This window comes from Acidithiobacillus sp. HP-2, assembly GCF_015100155.1.
Classification (GTDB): Bacteria; Pseudomonadota; Gammaproteobacteria; order Acidithiobacillales; family Acidithiobacillaceae; genus Acidithiobacillus.
This window is the reverse complement of sequence record NZ_JACKZA010000007.1, coordinates 87783-107289: the sequence shown is the minus strand read 5'-3', so window position 1 is coordinate 107289 and position 19507 is coordinate 87783. Positions and strand designations below refer to the sequence as shown.

At 51.1% G+C, this 19507-nt stretch carries 14 protein-coding genes and 1 pseudogene; 2 read left to right on the top strand and 13 right to left on the bottom strand.

Features of this window, described 5'->3' with window-relative positions:
• Nucleotides 1–220 precede the first annotated feature (220 nt).
• A complete protein-coding gene (locus tag H7F11_RS07165; RefSeq protein ID WP_193650307.1) occupies nucleotides 221–1678 on the top strand; it encodes an MFS transporter in 1458 nt (485 codons plus the stop codon).
• 199 nt (nucleotides 1679–1877) lie between these two features.
• Here H7F11_RS07165 and H7F11_RS07160 read toward each other — a convergent pair whose 3' ends face one another.
• Together H7F11_RS07160 and H7F11_RS07155 are read right to left on the bottom strand one after the other, a co-directional pair.
• A complete protein-coding gene (locus tag H7F11_RS07160) occupies nucleotides 1878–2549 on the bottom strand; it encodes a DUF3841 domain-containing protein (protein WP_193650306.1) in 672 nt (223 codons plus the stop codon).
• 300 nt (nucleotides 2550–2849) lie between these two features.
• Nucleotides 2850–3233, bottom strand: a complete 384-nt coding sequence (locus H7F11_RS07155) for a transposase (RefSeq protein WP_227485339.1) — start codon at nucleotides 3231–3233, stop codon at nucleotides 2850–2852.
• Between the two features lie 241 nt (nucleotides 3234–3474).
• Here H7F11_RS07155 and H7F11_RS07150 point away from each other — a divergent pair, with 241 nt between their 5' ends.
• Nucleotides 3475–4683 (top strand): MFS transporter, encoded by a 1209-nt coding sequence (locus H7F11_RS07150; RefSeq protein ID WP_193650305.1) that lies wholly within the window; start codon nucleotides 3475–3477, stop codon nucleotides 4681–4683.
• A 36-nt stretch (nucleotides 4684–4719) separates the two neighbouring features.
• On the opposite strand, the gene H7F11_RS07145 is transcribed toward H7F11_RS07150, so the two are convergent.
• The 11 genes and pseudogenes from H7F11_RS07145 to atpD form a co-directional block, all read right to left on the bottom strand.
• On the bottom strand, nucleotides 4720–5628 hold the full coding sequence (locus H7F11_RS07145) for a LysR family transcriptional regulator (RefSeq protein WP_193650304.1): 909 nt from the start codon (nucleotides 5626–5628) through the stop codon (nucleotides 4720–4722).
• Nucleotides 5621–5736 (bottom strand): annotated as a pseudogene (locus tag H7F11_RS17230) (IS1595 family transposase); the annotation flags it as partial. The pseudogene H7F11_RS17230 and the gene H7F11_RS07145, both read right to left, overlap by 8 nt.
• 116 nt (nucleotides 5737–5852) lie before the next feature.
• A complete protein-coding gene (locus H7F11_RS07140; RefSeq protein WP_227485331.1) occupies nucleotides 5853–7493 on the bottom strand; it encodes a hypothetical protein in 1641 nt (546 codons plus the stop codon).
• Nucleotides 7490–9328: a TnsD family Tn7-like transposition protein gene (locus H7F11_RS07135; RefSeq protein WP_193650303.1), complete on the bottom strand. Its 1839-nt coding sequence runs from the start codon at nucleotides 9326–9328 to the stop codon at nucleotides 7490–7492. The genes H7F11_RS07140 and H7F11_RS07135 overlap by 4 nt, the downstream gene beginning before the upstream one ends.
• 12 nt (nucleotides 9329–9340) lie before the next feature.
• Nucleotides 9341–10999, bottom strand: a complete 1659-nt coding sequence (locus tag H7F11_RS07130) for an ATP-binding protein (RefSeq protein ID WP_193650302.1) — start codon at nucleotides 10997–10999, stop codon at nucleotides 9341–9343.
• Nucleotides 10980–13148, bottom strand: coding sequence for a Mu transposase C-terminal domain-containing protein (locus tag H7F11_RS07125; RefSeq protein ID WP_193650301.1), 2169 nt, complete (start codon nucleotides 13146–13148; stop codon nucleotides 10980–10982). Before H7F11_RS07125 ends, H7F11_RS07130 begins: the two co-directional genes overlap by 20 nt.
• On the bottom strand, nucleotides 13145–13975 hold the full coding sequence (locus tag H7F11_RS07120; protein WP_193650300.1) for a TnsA endonuclease C-terminal domain-containing protein: 831 nt from the start codon (nucleotides 13973–13975) through the stop codon (nucleotides 13145–13147). The genes H7F11_RS07125 and H7F11_RS07120 overlap by 4 nt, the downstream gene beginning before the upstream one ends.
• Before the next feature lie 177 nt (nucleotides 13976–14152).
• Nucleotides 14153–16000, bottom strand: coding sequence for a glutamine--fructose-6-phosphate transaminase (isomerizing) (glmS, locus tag H7F11_RS07115; protein ID WP_193650299.1), 1848 nt, complete (start codon nucleotides 15998–16000; stop codon nucleotides 14153–14155).
• 156 nt (nucleotides 16001–16156) lie between these two features.
• Nucleotides 16157–17530, bottom strand: coding sequence for a bifunctional UDP-N-acetylglucosamine diphosphorylase/glucosamine-1-phosphate N-acetyltransferase GlmU (gene glmU / locus H7F11_RS07110; protein WP_319803349.1), 1374 nt, complete (start codon nucleotides 17528–17530; stop codon nucleotides 16157–16159).
• A gap of 102 nt (nucleotides 17531–17632) precedes the next feature.
• The gene (locus H7F11_RS07105) at nucleotides 17633–18058 is read right to left on the bottom strand and encodes a F0F1 ATP synthase subunit epsilon (protein WP_193650297.1); all 426 of its coding nucleotides are present in this window, start codon (nucleotides 18056–18058) and stop codon (nucleotides 17633–17635) included.
• A 3-nt stretch (nucleotides 18059–18061) separates the two neighbouring features.
• On the bottom strand, nucleotides 18062–19471 hold the full coding sequence (atpD, locus tag H7F11_RS07100) for a F0F1 ATP synthase subunit beta (RefSeq protein WP_193650296.1): 1410 nt from the start codon (nucleotides 19469–19471) through the stop codon (nucleotides 18062–18064).
• Nucleotides 19472–19507 lie beyond the last annotated feature (36 nt).

Here is a 19507-nt window from a genome sequence, read left to right as displayed (position 1 = left end):
TGAACACGCACAAAAACATCTTTAGTAAATACAATTTTCAAAGTCGGGTACATCAACTGGAATTCGCAAAAAACAAGAAAATTTCATAGAGCTCATGGAATGAGATGACATCGTAATTCTAAAATGGGACCAGTGTTTTTAGATATTCATCGCAACTAAGACATTTGTTTATCATTTTGTATGCAAAATAATTTCTCAAAAAGGTTGCACAGAGACGAATATGCTACATATACATATCGACATACAAAAAAATGTTACTTTATTAGGGGTTGCCCTAGCGCTATCGTCGGCATCATTTGTTAGCGTTTCTGTCCAAAGTGTGTTTCCATACATAGCCGGTTCATTAGCAATCAGCCAAAGTAATGCAGTGTGGACACTCACTTTTTTGGTGGTCCACTGGGCTTTGGGGATATTGGTTATGCCCCATATTGCGGACCGTATTGGGTTGTCGAAAACATTCAAAACTGCCATTGCTATTTTGGTTGTCGGTTCGTTAGTTAGCGGAGCGACGAACTCCCTCTTTATTATGCTGATATCCCGTGGTCTGGAGGGCTTTGGGGCCGGGCTTCTTGTACCACTTTCTCAGATCTACTTCATGAGCAACAGTTCTAATCATCATAGAACTATTTTGCTCTGGAGTTTGGCAATGCTCATACCATTTTTTTTTGGTCCTGTGATTGCCGGTTATTTCGCTGAAACCCTGAATTATCGCATGATATTTTACGTTTCCACTCTAGTATTCGCCTTGAGTTATTTCATGGTCGGTGACCGACTACCATCCACTCAGAAAATATTTAATGCTCAATTTGATTGGTCTGGACTAGGTGCTATATACATTTTTTTATTATCATCAACTATCTTCATGAGTCAGGGTGAACGTAATGGCTGGCTCTCTTCACGGTTTATATTAATCTGTTTATTGGTTTCATTAGTTTCTTTGATCTTGTTTATATTCATTGAAAAGAAATCAAAAAATCCTTTAATTCCTCTCGACCTGTTCACACTCCAATCATTTACTGTTGGGTTGATGAGCCTTTCTGTCCTTTGGTCCTTGTATATGGCATGGTCTACATTGGTTCCTTTATTTTCCGCCACCGTTTTGGGTTACAACGGGTTTTATAGTGGTTTAATTCTTGTTCCTTGTGGTGTTGGCTATATTTTTGGTGTGGTGATTTACCATAACACATCAAAATATTTTCATCATACCTACTTGGCTTTTGGCAGCCTTCTATTTATGTTTCTTTTTCTTCTCATTATCCACGCTTCCCCCATGGATAGTGTGGGCGCGTTCCTGTCTCCTATGTTTTTCTTGGGATTATCCGTGTCTTTTATGTTTGTCCCTTTCAATTTGCTAATTTTTTCTGATGTTCATGTTGAAAATCGCTCAATCGCGTCCGCTGCTAGCAACTTCATTCGAGTTTATCTATCGAGCGTGGGGGTAGAGTTGCTTCATATCACATGGCAGAGATATTCGTCGGTGTTCTACGCAAGTCAGAACGAGGTCAACTACCATGCGTTATCCCGCTCAGAACTACTGAGTCAGTTTTCAATCAATAGGCTTACCTCTATGTCTTGGTCTGTCAATGTTTGCGCTGCGATTTCCTTATTCGTCTGTTTTTTGGTTCTGGTTTTACTTTTAATAAACCATCTTATCAAAATTCCTAAGAACATCAATTGATGGCGCGCTCTTGAATGAAGTGCAACGCCTCGTCTGTTAATCAGCTTCATTCGTTAGCCATCTATCGTCTCAGATTTTCACCACCTCATATCGCTGAATATGAATTATTAAACAATTTAAATAATTTGTGTATTAGCAAAATTCTGATGTTTTCAAGGGTGAACCATCCAGACGCTGATTCCTGATGAAAACTGCCCAATCACCAGCGCTGGCTGCTATTGAGGCAACGCATCGGACTGCGGAGAGCTTTCATTTTGGACATCAATTCCCAGTTGTCGTCTGACGATACACCAGATAAAGTTACATGTAACATTTGCCATTTAAATCCTGGTTTGTCGATAAGAGACAGATCAAAAATTTTTTCCCAGCTAATGCGGCATTCGCTTTCTGTGTAGCCACTTGTACAGTTATTTTTACCCTTGACATAATTCTGATCATCGTTGTGTGCCACGACGTATGGCGTACCCAAGAATGAAGTGGGCCATTTCCCACCATTTCTCTCGATCATTGCAAAGCATTGCAGGATGGTTTCCCACGGATCATAGAAATGAACTAATAAACGATTACGTGGAATTTCGGCTTTTATAAGAATGTCATCAGGAGCAGTGGGCGTCAACCGTTCGATCGAAGCCCACAAAGGAAGTTCATTGTTATAGCCTTCAAGTCGCTTAGTCATTTGACCTTGCATCCAACGATAAGCGCTTTTCTTGCCGACACTGCAGCCTTGGGGGAAGGAACATTCCGACTTTGCATGCAGCTTACCATTGTCTTGCAATCCTTTGGCCGCATTTCGATGCTGCAAGGTCCAGATGGTTATCTTTTCATCGCGGGCGCAATTTTCAAGAAACTTTACCGCGCAGATTAAATCCATTCTATCTCCTCAGACTCCATATTTCTGCCAACAAAACATAACCGTCTTGATCTTCCCGCTCACTCGAAACGCCATCACTCTTAGCAGGGGGCAGCCCGCTGTGTCGCAATCTGGATCTTTGAAGCCTTATCCTGTTCCGTCATTCACCCCATGCTTCAAGTTTTTATCGTCCTAGCAGCCCGTCGGTTTTAACCTCAGGCTACTGCCAGATTTCGCCCCGATTTTTTTGAAATCGCTCATTTTGCGCTGATTTCGGTCATTATTACCTTGTTTTTGGTGGTTTATCTGCATTTTCCTGCCCTACAGGCGCAATACGGCCATGCGTTTTATGTTCCACGCCAGGCAGACCAGACTCCATTCTCCCTGAACCTGACGCAGGCCGCGCAAGGAGAACTGCCGGAATCCCATCACCGATTTGATAATCCCGAAGACCGGTTCTACCGTTTGTTTGCGCAGACGGTAAACGCTTCGGCCTGCATGCGGGTTGCATTTTCCGGGAGGGCTTCCGGTTCTGTATGCCGTTGCCGCCAGTCGGGATGGTGTTCTTCTCTGACCACGGCAATGAATGGGGTAATCCCCAGCGCTTCGCAGGCCTCCACATTCTTTTCGCTTTTCGCTGCAGTAACCCGTATCGGCCACCAGCGCTTCTATCGGCCCCGTTTGCGCCTGGAGAATTTCCAGCATGGGAATGACCTGTTCGCCGAACCGCCGCCCACTATCCGACAGATTCGGTGCCGACCCTCGTCCGTAACTCCCCGCCAATGATGGGCCAAAATACGCAGATTTATACAGGATTGTCACAAGTATTATCCAATCATGAACCTTTTTAAGATAGCGCACAAAGCGCATTCTGTCGGCAAAATTAGCGCGCCGCCTGATCTCAAAAGCCTTGCAGCTATCTGATCATTTGAACAAAGGATGGTCCATGCCACCTATCATCTATATCTTCTCTCTTTGTGCCTTTGCTTTCGGCTTCAGTGAGTTCATCCCCATGGGTCTCAGCTCCGTCATGGCGGTATATTTCAAGGTCAATATCAGCGAAATTGGCCTAGTAGTTACCACCTATGCCGCCGGTGTTGTCATCGGTGCACCAATCTTGACAGCTTTCGCCTCAAAATGGTCACGCAAGCACCTGATCCTTGTCGCCATGTTGGCATTCAGTGCCGGTAATCTACTTGCTGGTTTTTCCGAAAGTTTGACTTTGCTGCTGTGCGCCCGCTTTCTATCGGGGCTAGCCCACGGTGTATTCTTCGCGGTGGCTTCGAGGGTCGCCACCCATCTTGTTGCACCTCCGCGCGCCGGTATGGCACTGGCGTTGGTCTTCGGCGGCTTAACAGTCGCGATGTCACTTGGGGTGCCAGTTGGAACTTGGCTGGGCAGCACCCTACATTGGCAAATAATCTTCATCGTTATTGCTGCCTGCGGACTGATCGGCAGTTTAGGCATCGCTACACTGATGCCCGCCGGTTCAGGCGAGACCACCACGAGGGGGGCAGGTTGGCGTGATCTCGGTGTTTTGTTTGACCGTAAGCTTCTGGCAGGTGCAAGCATCCCAATGCTTTCCTATACAGGCTCCTTTGCTCTCTACGTCTTCATCTCACCGATCTTGCTTCAGATAACTGGCGTGAGCGTAGAGATCGTCAGTTTGACTTTACTTGCCTACGGTTTTGGCGCAGCGCTCGGTAACGTGATGGGTGGACGGCTTACCGACAGTCAGGGGATGGATCGCGCATCGGCCATTCTACTTTTTGGCATAATGCTATCGCTCGGGTTAATCGCCTTTTCGCTGCATCAGTATGTCGCTATGATCTGGCTGGTGGCGTTGCTCGGTTTCACTACCTATGGAGCCATTCCGCCGCTTCAGTCTCGTCTACTCATGTTGGCCGAGCGCCACCGGCCGCAGACTATGGATGTCGCTTCAGGCATGAACATCGCGGCCTTCAATGTCGGCGTCTTGGCGGGCTCTAGTATCGGCGGCGTGGCAATTTATGCCTGGGGACTGCAATCACTGGCACCGATCGGGGCGGGCATCGCTGCGATCTCGGTCCTTACGCTTATTTGGCAGGTCACCATACCCTCCATGAAGGCACCGGCACGAATCACAAAAGCAGCGCATGCAGATGAGAAGAACTGAAAACAGCCCATTGTATCTGCAGCACTATGGATTTTCTTAGTATTCCCATGGGGGAATACGCCATAAATCAGCAAGGAATTCACTGAATGCACTTATGCGCTTGGGTGTTGGATGCCGCCTCGGACGAATGAAGTTGATTGGCTTTGCTTGCTCCTCCCAGTCCGGAAGGACATGGATCAATCTACCCGTCCGAATCTCGTCTGCGATATCCCACCTTTCTCTCAGCGATATACCCAACCCTTCAACACACCACGTTCGGAGTGTGTCTCCGCTATCGGTCACGAGATTGCTGTTCACAGAGATCACTTCTTCTGCGGCAACGATGGTCGAGTGCAAGTTCCAATTATTTTGTAACAAACCCGGATAAGAGAAGAGAAGGCAGGTATGCTTAGTCAAGTCCTTCGGATGCCCGGGCATGCCACTACGTTTCAGATACTCGGGTGATGCAGCCAAAATGCGTCGGTTATTGCCGAAACGGCGAACGATTAGTTGTGAGTCGTTGAGATGAGCAACCCGGAACGCCACATCAACATCGCCTGCGTATAAATTGATGATTCGGTCCGTCAAATACAACTCGAAGCCGACCTTGGGATGAAGCTTTCGAAATGCAGCCGTTGCGGCTGCTACGTAGCGGCTACCGAATGGAATCGGAGCGGTAATGCGAATGATACCGCTGAGCTCGGCCGACCCCACTCGGGCGATTTCAGCAGCCTCATCCAAAAGAGCCAATGCTGGCCGTACGCGCTCAGCGATAGCTCGCCCTTCATCCGTTATTTTTATTTGGCGGGTACTTCTCTCAAACAAACCGATATTAAGCTGTTTTTCTAGTCGCGCTATCTGTTTGCTGACCGTCGTTGGCGTTAAATTGAGGGATCGTGCGGCGGCTGAAAAGCTAGCGCAATCTACAACACGGATAAAAACGATAAGATCATCGAGGTTACGCAAGGCTTGTCACCATGGTTTGTTGAAGATAGTGATTCCCAAAGCCGCCCGCAGAAGGATCTTGGGATCTATGGTTTCGCTCAAACGATCCAATAAGCTCTGCCATCTCAGCCGACGTATGGCAAACAAATGACGCTGATAAACACAGGGAACGAGGATCAAGGGGTAAGTAGGTCAATATCCGTCTCCAGCATTGGACATAAGTATAAGGAACCAAGTTACCGACTTTATTTGTATCCTACATCTGTCCAGATTTTTTTCTTCAACTTTTCTGCCCAAACAAAATTTTTATATTGTTCATCGCTTCCCGAATCAGGCCTCATTACCTTCCTTAGTCGCTCATAGGTGGCCACCTGATTCCCATCATCTTCTGTGCCATGCCAATGCCCGCCGTGGAAATCCAACTGACAAAGGACATTTTGAATATGATTTTCAATATCTTGAAGACAAAAATTTCGTTTGAATCGCACAAGGAGAGTAGACAGGGCCATTTGCTGAGTATGCTCTACATCTAACAAAACAATCGGGAAATACTTTTCCTGAAAAAAAACAGATACCAGACATAATCTCTGGCGATTCCCGACCTTAGAAAAGGCCCTACCAGGTTCAAATCGGCATATCGCCGTTAAAATATGAACGTCTATTAGCCCATTTGCCATGGTTCGGATCACTTGTGTCAATCGCAATAAGTCTTCCGTAGCCCTCCCTTTGTCAACCGTAAGCACCTGAAATTCGACAGGCAGGAGATCATCGTGCAATGATTCTGGAGAAACGCTTACCATCCCCGGTGGCACTTTCCCGCAGCCTCGAATCCTTCGGGTTTTTCCATCTGCCTCAACGGAACCAACAATTCTCGGGCTTCTCCCTTTTATAATCCGCGTCCGCTCTTTTGTATTCAGTTGATAAACTTCGATTTCTCGATCAAAAATACTGGTTCTAGTCAAAATCGGCACGGTGGGTTGGTGAACATTTGTCCTGCTGCCCGAACTTCCTGTATCAATTACTGGCTCGCCTCCCGTTGCCGAACCCTCAACTGAATTCCGACCTTTGCTCTTTATTTTTGGCATCCGTACCGTAATTATTTTTTTCAAGGATGGGTGAGAAAAGTACAAAACATCACAGGGTATCCGCTTCCCAGTCAACGCGGAGATTTCCATGACAAGCCATTGATTTCCCCTTCGTACCCCACGGAACTGAATTTTACAGTCCTGCAAATTGGGTGGATTAAAAGTCATGTACTTTTGCCCAACTGAGCGTTCGTAAACGCTATCCCAGGCGCGTTGCCCTTCAGGGTTCACCGCCAGCCAGGCAAACTCCAGGACAAACAATCTATTGAGGGATCTCACCGGCATTTGCTGGGTATAATCAAGTTGCAGACGGGGATGAAACCCCGGTTCGACTGGCCTGAAGAGTGTCATAATCCCTCCAGGCTGCATAAGATGATTGGCAAGGGTTTTATTATGCAGGAACAGGCTACGAATAAGTTCCATAGCCGGTATCAAATACTCCATCTGATCGACCCGATAACGAAAGAGTCTTTGTACCCCCGGTGATTTGCCGCCAAACGAGTATAATTTGGGGGGAATTTCAGACGAGTCGATTTCTTCTCCAGCCCCGAGGCTGGGAATAATCACTTCCGAATATTCTCCGTAGGTTATTGGAAGTAATTTCCCATCGCTAAAGCGATAACCGAGTGCAAGGACTGGAAGTAGCCCAATAGGTACACGCCACACGTCAAATTCCTTTGACGACGCGCCACGTGTGACCATGCGGACCAGCCATTCCCTCTTATTATTCTGCTCAACTCCGGCCAACCAGTGCAGATTCAGTTCTTCAGATTTTCTGCGCAACGCGTTTATTTTGATCAATAGCTCCCTCCCTTCAATGATCTGTCGGCGATTTCTAGAGCAGCCAATGCAGCCTCTACTCTCGGGGAAGCTTTTGGAGGTAACCCCGCTAAACGGCGCACACGCCATGACCGCGTCGGTAATGTCTGGCGATCCAATTCCGAAACTGCCCAGGCAATTCGGCGTAGGCGAAACCCATCAATGGTCTCTGCTACATCAACCAGCACGTTGATGCTTTTAGGCAATTTTGCTCTACGTTTCGATAACCATCGCGGCAGACCCAACTTACGCTCTAAGGCTGCCTGGGTAACACGTTGTGGCAGAATCTCCCGAACAATTTCCTGAGCAGCCTTACGCAGTTGCGTCGCAATGCTACAATCCAGACTCTCCCAATCCACGCGTTGATCAGACCATTTCTTGCGGAGGGCTGTTGGGGAGTGCTGATCCAACCACTCCCTGTCATGGCGGTACAACCACGCTCGTTCTTTAGGTAATCGTTGCGCCAGTTGCGAGCGTGACAGACCTCTATGAATTTGTTGAATCTCTAACCACCGTGCCCTTATGCTATTTTGATCACGAGCGATCGTTTTGACAGTCCGCTCGGACAACTTCTTCCAGGGTACTTTCAACCCCACCCGGTATGCATGCAGCCTCACCGTCCCAGGATCAATGACAAGGCACCTGGCGATCGCCCTGAGTCCCAGGCCCTCCGCCACTTTCTGACGGATTTGATCATCCAGTAGGGGGCCAAAGTCCAAAATACGTGGCGAATCTTTTGATCCCATTTCTCGACTGTACACAAATCCGCAATCACAGGAAAATCGACCAACCACTCGATTCTGTTCACGGCGAACGGCGATTTCGCGGACCACATCCTGACCGTAGTGGTCTGCCATCCGATTGAAACAAGGCCACGGCCCCTTACCGAATGGAGGCGCTACACGCCGAAGTGGCGCATGGCTTTCCAGAAAAAGCTGGAATAGAACATGCCGCAACGGATGAAATGCCTTTCTGTGTTTCCGGACCATGGCTATAGGCCACGTGTCTCCTATCCCACCGGGGATAAGGTCGCTTAAAGGTTCAAATAGGTTTGATACGGCTTCTTTGAGCCCGCTCTGATCTAGACTTTCCTTGCCTTTACCGAATCCGCGATCTATTACAGCACTTCGATAATAGGCACTCCACTCACCAAAACTGGAAGGTAACTGTGAATGCTCAAGCAACGCTACACTACGTTTGGCAATTTCATTCAACAGCGTCACATGGCGCAGACTGCTCGCCCAGAATGGGAGCATGGTCACTGGCGGACAGTTCTTTTGATCTGCGGCGATGAAAAGGTGCTGGTTACTGGAACGCTGAGAAATTGCACTGTCCGCGAGGGCCGTACCATGTTCTGGACAAACCAACACGCCAGGAAGTTGATGGCTGCGTCTCCAATATACCTCCCCATAGCGGAGCAACATGTCGTTTAAACAGGTGGGGCAATACCGTAAATGTGTTGGGGCCGAAATCGCGCTCGCAGAAATACCCAGACGCGCATGCACTGCATCCGCCGGGCCGTCCATCAAAGATGTCAGTACGCATTCACCCACTGACTTGGGCTCAAAAGCTGTGTAATAAAAATAAAGGGTAAAATCATGAGCCAGTTTTTTCGGGCTGAGCCCGCGATCAGCTGGTATCTTTTGGCTCAATGCCGCCAAATGACTTTGCAAGCTCACCGATGCTCGTACCCCGATTTCACCAAAGAGATCGTACAGCGTGTGTTTCGGGCTTCTAGAACAAACGTGGAGATGATAACGCGCAAGCACACTGTACAAAAGTTCATCGGGATAAATTTCCGGAAAATAGGCCAGCACAAGAGGATCTTTTCAGCCCGCAAGGTCGGCTAACGGTGGCTTGACAGTACCCGCCGCACGCAATGCATCATACGCGGATACCCCCTCTTCTTTGGACGAAATGATCGCCCGGAGATCCTGCGCATCCGCAGGAATGGGCGTTTTCACGGTTTTAGTGGCACTTACAGTAGATTTGCGCGGTTTCTTAGGGGGGGTGGCGGGTGCGCGATCATGTAATTTAGCCCTAATAATGCCCACGAGATCCAAAGCCGACAGCCCCGGATGCTCTGCTTCGGCTTCCGCCACCAGAATTTTCGCGATGTCCGCAGCTACCCCAAGCTGCACCAGGACAGAAAGAAGGGTGTCCCGCAAATCCAGATTCGCGCTATCCGTCTTTTCATTCGTGGCCGAAGCCACTGGGGCGTAGGTGGCAGAGACAGGTTTTTCCGGCATACGACGCAGCGCATCGCTGAACACCTGTATAACTTGGTCCTGCATGGGGCGGATATCATCATATTGCGCGATCGCCTCGCGATCCCCTCGTTTCAACGCATTGATCATGGGTGCAATAAGCCGCATGTGCTCATTAGCCACCTGCCGTAGCAGACCAGCGTCGATACGTTCAGGACGACGGTTCAGAACCCCGAGCTGAATGGCACGCAGTTGTGCCATCATGAAGAGATTGATTAGCACGTCCACAATCCCCTGACTCTCTTCATATAACACCTGACGGACCTCGGTGGTAAGCGGAGAGGTCTCCCGCGTCCATTGGTAACACCACATGCGGTCAACAAAGTAATTCCAGGTCGGGCCATTTTCCATGCGCTCCCAAACCAGACTCCCCAGCCCGCTCGCACGACGTGCCTGCCGGAAGTCACCCTGCAACAGGGGCAGGGCCCCCATCGTACCGATGAGGATCACCGGGATACCAATGGTATTCACCAGTGTCACGAGAAAGTTCAACAACGCTTCGGCCCCGGTCCCTGGCGCTTCGCGAATGTGCTGGATTTCATCAACAATCAGCACACCTAATGCGTGCAGGTTCGCGACATGCGCCATATGCACCATCATCTCATCGACAGATCGCCGGCTACTTCCAAATTGCGCGCTATAATGCGTGCCCAACAAAACATCCATATTACGAAAAAAGCTGATACAAAGCTGCTTGGGCGACCCTTTATGGGGACTATCCAGCTTGAGCCAAACCACTTGGTCGAGACTGCGAGGCTCGGCATGATGAATTTTTTGCGGATACAACTCCAGTATTCTGGCCATACCGTAACTTTTGCCAATGCCGGAACAGCCAATCAGCGCAAAGCTGCTCGCGGTTGACCGGACTGAACGTCCGCCTGCCATGAGATCCTTTTCAAAAACCCGGGTAGCGCCTTCCCGGACGCGGCGGGTATAGTCCGCCGTGTTGGGGTTACGACACAGATAACCTTGACGGATCAAGAGACTGAATTTTGCTTCCAGGCTGAGATGGGTTTCCAGTGGCTCAAAATACCCTTTAAGTCGCGAGATGCAATGGGTGCGCATACTCGCGGAATAATCCCGCTCCGCCTCGTTGAAGGCGGGTGGATCCGCCATAGCCAGCAAGGCATCACGCGTGGACATGGGTGGTGGTAATTTCGCGATAAAGGGGTTATCCCGATATTCGGGCAACATGAAATACTCATCCGCCATGGTCGTCATCACCCTGATCCTCCCGCTGTCCACGCATAATATCCGCTATCCCGGGCAGTCGATAATCGTCAACCTCATTGGTTTTGGGAAAAGGCAGCACTGCCGCAGTTCCCGGGGCTGCCTCACCAGAAGGCAGCATTCTGAAAGCCTCCCGTTTTCTGTTTTCATGACTCTCCTTGCTCCGATTTTCGCGAATGTTTCCTGTCCGCTGACGAGCGCTTCCAGAGGGTGGAGAAACTTCTGACTGCATGGCTTCCGCTTCGTTGACGATACTCTTGATTTTTTCATTCAAATTTATACGACTCCGAAGTGCCTGCGGCTCATGGTTCCTTTGCCTCCGCCTCTCATCGCTATTTACCTGAAGGATTTCCCATAGCATTCGACCCTTATGATGGCGGCTTTTCTCAGTAAGCGTACAGGGGATAAATTTTCCGCCTTTAGCATCCTCATGCAAATAAATCTCATCCATATGGCGTGGATCATAGGAAATCCTGACTTTCCAGCGCCCCTTTTGACGTGCGCGTTCGAACCAGTGTTCTTCCATTGCTTTTTCACAAGTGTAGAAGCAGGTTGCATAGCGGATTCCTGAAGCGGTAACAGTCGCATCATCGCTCGGCATCAAGCTCAACTGGACCTTTTCCGGCGCGTAACTGCGTAATCTACCACTACGATGAGCAACACCCCATTCCCACAAATCACAAGGGATTGCTGGCACTTGGTCGGCGATCATATCCGGCGACTTTTCATACTCATTGAGCAGGTGCTGATTGTTGTAATACAGGATGCTGTAGAGAATGATGCGGGTAAATTGGTCTATATTAAGAATCGCGTCGAGCCGGTAATCCCTGGCTCCACGTTCTTGGTAGTCCGGGGCAATAAAACCCGGTGTAAAGGCCTTAAACCGTGCAGGAATCAAACGAAACCGCTGTTCTACGATGCCCTTCCAATCTGCACGATATGGCGCAGCATTCTCGACGTGCACATGATAATTCTTGACAAGGGTCTCTATGGTCTTGCCTGCAATTTCTCCTTTATCACCCAGTAACACATCCGGCATAGCCTGGCACGGCCAATCCGCTTCCTGGATTTCTACTCCAAACTTTCGGCAATAGGCCACTTTCGACATTACCGCATTCGACAGCGCCATCATCGCGCTGACCCAGGATGGGCCTTCCAAACCCACATAAACGCCTGTAATTATTCTACTGAAAACGTCTATTACGATGTAAAGTACGGGTCGCCCTACAATCATCGTGGGGTCATATCTGGAAACCAGATATACGTCCGCGATGGTAGCATCGATCTGGTAACGCGACGCCGGGCCAATAGTTTCGGCCGTGGAGGATCCCAATATTGCCCGCATATCCTTGTCATAAACTCTGGGAGTGCGGCGTATGCGATCCAGATGGAAAACATCGTTATCCTTCTGATACCAGTAGCGGAATTGCCGCAGGCTGGGGATATCTTTTTGTGGAACCAGTTCCTGCTGGCCGGTGTGCTCGTTGAGGACCCGCTCACAAAAATTATCGGCAATCAGTTCATCGTATGCCGCCCGAAAATCCAACTGACTATTGGTAATGAACTTCTTTGTGGCGATAGTACGAAATAGTTGCCGCATCTCTGACGTCACATTGACGCCCAAATCGTCTCGATCAGGAATCCGACCGCGTTTTTTCTCAGAAGCGGATTTGTCCTTGCCTCGTCCACCACACCTTGCATAATCAGGCAGTAAAGCATTGGGTGTCATACCGCGTTGCCAATACCGGCGCAGAAATCGGTAAATCGTTTGCTTGGTTACTCCGGATTCTTCCATGCTCCTTTTAATCGCTTCGCTACGAGCGATGGCATCAAAAATAGCTGGTTGATCAAAAATCAACGGACGAATCATCTCCCAAGCAGCATCACGTTTTTGCCGGTAAAACTCCGCTATATTTTCTTCCGACAACGCAATCTGCCATGGGTCAGTCTCCAGCACATGCCATTCGCCAGCATCACGCATCTTTTCCAACTCTTCCGCCGGATAAAACTCTGGCAGGGCTTTGGGATCGTGAATATCCATGAGATATAGACCCTGCATTCCAGGATCAATCCAGAGGACACGTTCAACTCGGTGCTCATCAGAAAACTCCAGCAATAGATTTACAGATAAATCTTTCATCCAATTGCGCTCCTGGATTCACCCGAAGGCACCTGAAAAAGATGTAATGGCCAGGTTTCTGTAATAACGGTATCCATGGGACAGGAAATCACCTTCTGTACCAAAAGGTGGCGGATAAGCAGGAGACTGTCACCTACATGCATAGCAAGTTGCTCGTCCATAGCCAGGCAGAATTGCCTCAAAGTCGTTGCGGGATGAGACGGAAGTGCCCGCAACAGCAGGCGTGCCTTTTCTTGGTAGTAACCGTCGTAAGGCGCGGTCAATTGGTCAAGGGTAATATAGGGATGCAGCCATGCAATGTTGGTGACCATAGCTTCGGGGATATCTCGCTCCGTAATGATTCCCCAGTCCACACCCTGCTGTACCCAATAGCGCCGTTCTATTTCGAGCTTTTCTATGACACGCGGTTTTTCAAGTTCACTGACGGGCTTGACGGCACGGGCCAACTGTCTCAGCTTGCCTTCCAAGCTGATATCGACCAAAAAATCCGTGGTCATAACTATTTCTGTAGCAGCGTCTCGCGGATGCTTTATATCGAGATCTGCAGAAATATGACGGGAGCGTTCACGGTCAAGAGGATACTGTTCGCGAATATCCGTAACAGCGTCCGCCCAATCAAACAAATAAAAAACATCCCGCTCAATGTCGGAGAGGAAATGATGTACGCGGCTGGTTTTAATCCCAGCTATTCGATGTGAGCGACCATGGGAAGCCACGTCCCGTATGGTCAGCCAAGGTTTGTAGCTTGCACCTCTGCCTTGCCCTCTGCCTTCTTTCTGGAATCGCGTGATTTTGTCTTCATCAAATCCGTAACGCCGACTGGCCATAGCGGGTATCCCCAACCTGCTGATCTATGGATCAGCATACACCCCCACTCCAGAGCTGAAAACCCAGGATGATACTTTTTTGTCGGGGATGATACTTTTTTGTTCAGGATGAAACTATTTTGTCTGGGATGATACTTTTTTGTCCGTTAACAAACATCCGTAACAGCACCTACCCGATCATTCCACCGTAACCGCCTTGGCCAGATTGCGGGGACGGTCCACATCGGTGCCTTTTACCAGCGCGGCATGATAGGCCAGGAGCTGTACCGGAATGACGTGTACCACCGGTGAAAGCAGACCGGTGTGGCGGGGCAGACGCATGACGTGAATACCCGCGCTGGCGCTGAAGTGACTGTCTGCATCAGCGAACACATACAACTCTCCGCCTCGGGCATGCACTTCCTGCATGTTTGCGGCCACTTTTTCCAGCAAACGGTCATTGGGGGCAATGACCACGACGGGCATATTGCTGTCCACCAAAGCCAGTGGGCCATGTTTGAGCTCCCCTGCGGGATAGGCTTCGGCGTGAATGTAGGAGATTTCCTTGAGCTTGAGGGCGCCTTCCAGGGCGATGGGATAATGCAGTCCACGTCCCAGAAAAAGCGCATGTTCCTTGCCCGCAAAACGTGCTGCCCAACCCTGGATTTGTGGTTCCAGATTCAGGGCATGCTGGACGCTGCCGGGAAGCTGGCGGAGAGCCTCCATATGGATGGCCTGGGCATCCGCATCCAGTTTGCCCTGCGCCTTGGCCAGAGAAATCGCCAGCAAATACAAAGCGACCAGTTGGGTCGTAAAGGCTTTGGTGGAAGCCACCCCGATTTCCGGGCCGGCACGGGTCAGAAAACGCAGCGCCGAGGCTCTGGGGATGGCACTTTCCGCGACATTGCAAATGGACAGGGTATAGTCGTGTCCCAGCTCCTTGGCCCGTTTCAGGGCCTCAAACGTATCCAGCGTTTCGCCCGACTGGGAGAGGGTCACAATGAGCTGGCGTGGGTTGGGAATGGAGTCGCGGTAGCGGTATTCATGACCGAGCTCTGCCTGAGCGGGAATCCCGGCAATGCTCTCCAGCCATTGCCGTCCCACCAGGGTCGCGTAATGACTGGTGCCGGAAGCCAGAAACAGCACGCTGTTCACATCCTTGAAAATGGCTTCCGCCTGCGCTCCCCACAAATCGCCCAGATTCAACTGGCTGTTCAACGCCCCTTCCAGGGTATCCGCCAAGGCCCGGGGCTGCTCGTGGATTTCCTTTTGCATAAAGTGCCGGTACGGTCCCAAATCGACAGCGGCAGCACTGAGTTCACTCCAATGTTCTTCACGTTTCTGGGGCTGCCCCGCCTGATCGGTAATGGACAGCTTGTCCCGCTCCAACAAGGCTACGTCGCCATCCTCCAGATACAGCACCCGGCGGGTTACGGGCAACAGGGCGGCCACGTCCGAGGCGAAATAATGGCCTTCATCCGCAATCCCCAGCAACAGAGGGCAACCCATCCGCGCCACACAAAGCCGTTCCGGGTCTGCAAGCGACAAAACGGCAATGGCATAAGCGCCGCGCAATTCCGCCACGGTTTGCCGTACCGCTGTAAACAAATCAGGCGCTGTCTGTCGATAAAAATGGACCAGATGGGCAATGACTTCCGTATCTGTTTCGGAAGTGAATACATAACCTGCCTGTTCCAGACGGGCACGCAGGGCATGAAAATTTTCGATAATACCGTTGTGCACCACCGCAATTTGTTCATGAGACAACATGGGATGAGCATTACATTCTGCCACCCCCCCATGCGTCGCCCAACGGGTGTGACCAATGCCCAGCATGCCTTGCAAAGCCCGCTTGCTGCTTGCCGCCGTCAATTCTGCCACCCGGCCCACGCTCCGCACGCGCTCCAGGCTTGGCTGCTGTCCTGGAACCTGCTGGAGCATCGCCAAACCCGCCGAATCGTAGCCGCGATATTCCAGGCGCCGCAAACCTTCCAGAATCATGGGCACCAAATCCGTCTTACTGACACCACCGACAATACCGCACATAAGCTCTGTCTCCCGAAGACGAGGGGCATCCTGCCCGCACTGAATTTATCCTGACATCAGCCCACCGGCTGGATGGTTTCCTCTTGGACCCGTAGTGCTGCCTTAGGCTACGCGCCGACTTAGCCCTTTCGTCAGGAACAGGCACACCTGCTGCCGTCAGGTTTCCTTGATTTTCCGTTGCGGGCGCTGCCAATCCGGAATGGAACGCTGGGGGCTGCGGCTGAGGGTCAAGCCACCGGCGGGCACATCCTTGGTAATAGTGCTTCCGGCACCAATAGTCGCGCCGTCACCCACACGGATTGGCGCAATCAACTGCGTCGCAGAACCGACAAACACATCATTACCGATCACGGTCTTGTGCTTGTTCACCCCATCATAATTGCAGGTGATGCTGCCTGCGCCCACATTTACCCCGGAACCGATTTCCGAATCACCAATATAGGTCAGATGATTAGCCTTGGAACCATTGCCAATGGTCGAGGCTTTCACTTCCACATAATTACCGATATGTGCCGCCACGCCAATATCACTACCCGGACGAACTCTGGCGAATGGGCCGATCCGTGCACTAGCGCCTATACGGGCGCCTTCGAGCACACTGTAGGGCAGAATTTCTGCATCATCGCCAATTTCCACATCCTGCAGAACCACGCCCATACCGATGCGCACCCGATCTCCCAGACGCACCTTGCCGATACACAGAACATTGGGGTCCATCCAGCAATCCTGACCGCATTCAAGAATTCCGCGAATATCCACACGTTCCGGATCCGCCAGGCGCAGCCCCTGAACCTGCAAATGACGCACCTGCCGGCGCTGGTAAATTCTCTCCAGCGTCGCAAGCTGAACCGGGTCATTGACGCCCAGGGCTTCGCTGGCATCGCTAAAAGTAAAAGGCCAGACCTCTTGATGACTGCTCCGGGCGATGGCGACCACATCCGTCAGATATAACTCACCCTGGGCATTATTGGCTGACAAGTCCGATAACCAGCCCTGCAGTGAAGCGACTGGCAATATCATCATGCCCAGATTCACTTCCCGGATAGCATGCTCTGTGCTGCTGCAGTCTTTCTGTTCACGAATGGCCTGTACCTGGCCTTTGGCGTCGCGGACAATACGACCGTAACCCTGGGCCTGTTCAAGAATGGCGGTACTCAGTCCCAGAGCGTTTTGCGGAGTTTTTGCCAGAAATGCGCGCAAGGTGTCAGCGGTGAGCAAGGGAACATCCCCATACAGCACCAGTACCCGGTCAGCACCCCGCAGACCGGGTAAAGCCGCTTTCAGGGCATCGCCGGTGCCACGTTGCTCCTGCTGATGCCACCACTGCAGCGGCCAGTTGCTGAAATGCTTTTGCACCAGCTCAGATCCATTGCCAATCACCACATGCAAGTGTCGCGGCTGCAAGCTCTGCGCCGTCTCCAGAACATGCTCCAGTAAAGGCTTGCCTCCCAAAGCCTGCAACACTTTGGGCCGGGCAGAACGCATGCGGGTACCCTGACCGGCCGCCAACACGACAATATCGGTAATCACCTGATCCATGATCTCTTCCTCAAAACGCACAAACCCCGGTCACAATGAGCGACCGGGGTTTATGAAACCTGCCCAAAGACAGGAGCATCGCTGCTTTTGAAACTAGCGCAGCAGGCCTTGCTCGCGCAAGCGCTGAACCGCTTTCAAACGGGCAATCTGAGCCAGCAGTTCACCCTGTGCCGCAGCATAATCCATCTGATCCAGATTACTGGTCAGACGTGCCTCTGCAGCCTGTTTGGCAGCAAGCGCCTTGGCTTCGTCAATATCCGTAGCCCGTTCCGCTGAATCTGCCAGGACCGTGACCACGTCCGGCTGGATTTCGAGCATGCCGCCGTTTACGAACAAATATTCGGTGTTTTCACCGTTGATAATCCGTAACTCGCCGGGACGTAATCCGGTCAGCAAGGGAGCGTGGCGAGGCAAAATACCCAACTCACCCATTTCACCGGGGGCTACCACCATGGTGGCAACGCCTTCGTAAATACTCCCTTCAGCACTGACGACCCGCACATCAATGGTCATGGCCATACCTTATCCCTGCTGCAGCTTTTGCGCCTTGGCAATCGCTTCATCAATAGTACCTACCATGTAAAAAGCCTGTTCCGGCAGATGATCATATTCACCGGCAACAATGGCCTTGAACCCGCGAATGGTATCTTTCAGCGAAGCATAGGTACCGGGGCTACCCGTGAATACTTCCGCCACGAAGAAGGGCTGGGACAGGAAGCGCTGAATTTTACGGGCTCGCGAGACCAGCAACTTGTCATCTTCGGAAAGTTCATCCATACCCAGAATGGCGATGATGTCCTGCAATTCCTTGTAGCGCTGCAGGGTCTTCTGACAGGCACGTGCCACGTCATAGTGTTCCTGACCGACAATAGCCGGATCCAGCTGACGACTGAAGGAATCCAAAGGATCCAGAGCGGGATAAATACCCAGCTCGGCAATCTGACGGGACAACACGACCGTTGCGTCCAGATGGGCAAAGGTCGTGGCCGGTGACGGATCGGTGAGATCGTCGGCAGGCACATAAACCGCCTGTACCGAGGTGATGGAACCCACCTTGGTAGAGGTAATGCGTTCCTGCAACTTGCCCATTTCTTCAGCCAGTGTCGGCTGATAACCCACTGCCGAGGGCATACGTCCGAGCAGTGCCGACACTTCGGTACCCGCCAGGGTGTAACGGAAGATGTTATCAATGAACATCAGAATATCGCGTCCTTCATCACGGAAATGTTCCGCCATGGTCAAACCGGTCAGACCGACGCGCAGACGGTTGCCGGGTGGCTCATTCATCTGTCCATAGCACAGCGCCACCTTGTCGAGCACGCCAGAGTCGGTCATTTCGTGATAGAAGTCATTACCTTCGCGGGTTCTTTCACCCACACCGGCAAACACGGAGTAACCGGTATGCTCAATGGCGATATTCCGGATCAGTTCCATCATGAGCACGGTTTTACCGACGCCGGCACCACCGAAGAGACCGACCTTGCCGCCCTTGGCGAAAGGACAGACCAGATCGATAACCTTAATGCCGGTTTCCAGCACTTCGGTGCTGGCCGCCAGTTCATCAAAGCTGGGGGCGGGGCGGTGAATGGCCTTGCGCTCTTCCGTCTGTACCGGACCCTTGCCATCGACAGGATCACCCAGGACGTCCATGATCCGTCCCAAAGTACCGTGACCAACGGGGACGCTGATGGGGGCACCCGTACGGGCAACCGCCAGACCACGCTTCAGACCTTCGCTGGGGCCCATGGCAATACCGCGCGCCACGCCGTCACCCAACTGCGCCTGAATTTCAATGGTGAGATTTTTTTCCGTGATGACCACGGCTTCCATGATCTCCGGGACCTGCCCGCGAGGAAAGGCGACATCGATCACCGGTCCGATCACCTGGACAATGTGGCCGACGGCATTATCTTTAGCTACCGCTTCGCTCATGATTTAACCCTCAAAAAATCCAAAAATGCTGTGCTT

Bases quoted from the DNA above. Each gene is read 5' to 3' on its own strand.
- H7F11_RS07165 (WP_193650307.1), top strand. From the start codon at position 221: ATGCTACATATACATATCGACATACAAAAAAATGTTACTTTATTAGGG.
- H7F11_RS07160 (WP_193650306.1), bottom strand. From the start codon at position 2,549: ATGGATTTAATCTGCGCGGTAAAGTTTCTTGAAAATTGCGCCCGCGAT.
- H7F11_RS07155 (WP_227485339.1), bottom strand. From the start codon at position 3,233: ATGCTGGAAATTCTCCAGGCGCAAACGGGGCCGATAGAAGCGCTGGTG.
- H7F11_RS07150 (WP_193650305.1), top strand. From the start codon at position 3,475: ATGCCACCTATCATCTATATCTTCTCTCTTTGTGCCTTTGCTTTCGGC.
- H7F11_RS07130 (WP_193650302.1), bottom strand. From the start codon at position 10,999: ATGACGACCATGGCGGATGAGTATTTCATGTTGCCCGAATATCGGGAT.
- H7F11_RS07125 (WP_193650301.1), bottom strand. From the start codon at position 13,148: ATGAAAGATTTATCTGTAAATCTATTGCTGGAGTTTTCTGATGAGCAC.
- H7F11_RS07120 (WP_193650300.1), bottom strand. From the start codon at position 13,975: ATGGCCAGTCGGCGTTACGGATTTGATGAAGACAAAATCACGCGATTC.
- glmS (WP_193650299.1), bottom strand. From the start codon at position 16,000: ATGTGCGGTATTGTCGGTGGTGTCAGTAAGACGGATTTGGTGCCCATG.
- H7F11_RS07105 (WP_193650297.1), bottom strand. From the start codon at position 18,058: ATGGCCATGACCATTGATGTGCGGGTCGTCAGTGCTGAAGGGAGTATT.
- atpD (WP_193650296.1), bottom strand. From the start codon at position 19,471: ATGAGCGAAGCGGTAGCTAAAGATAATGCCGTCGGCCACATTGTCCAG.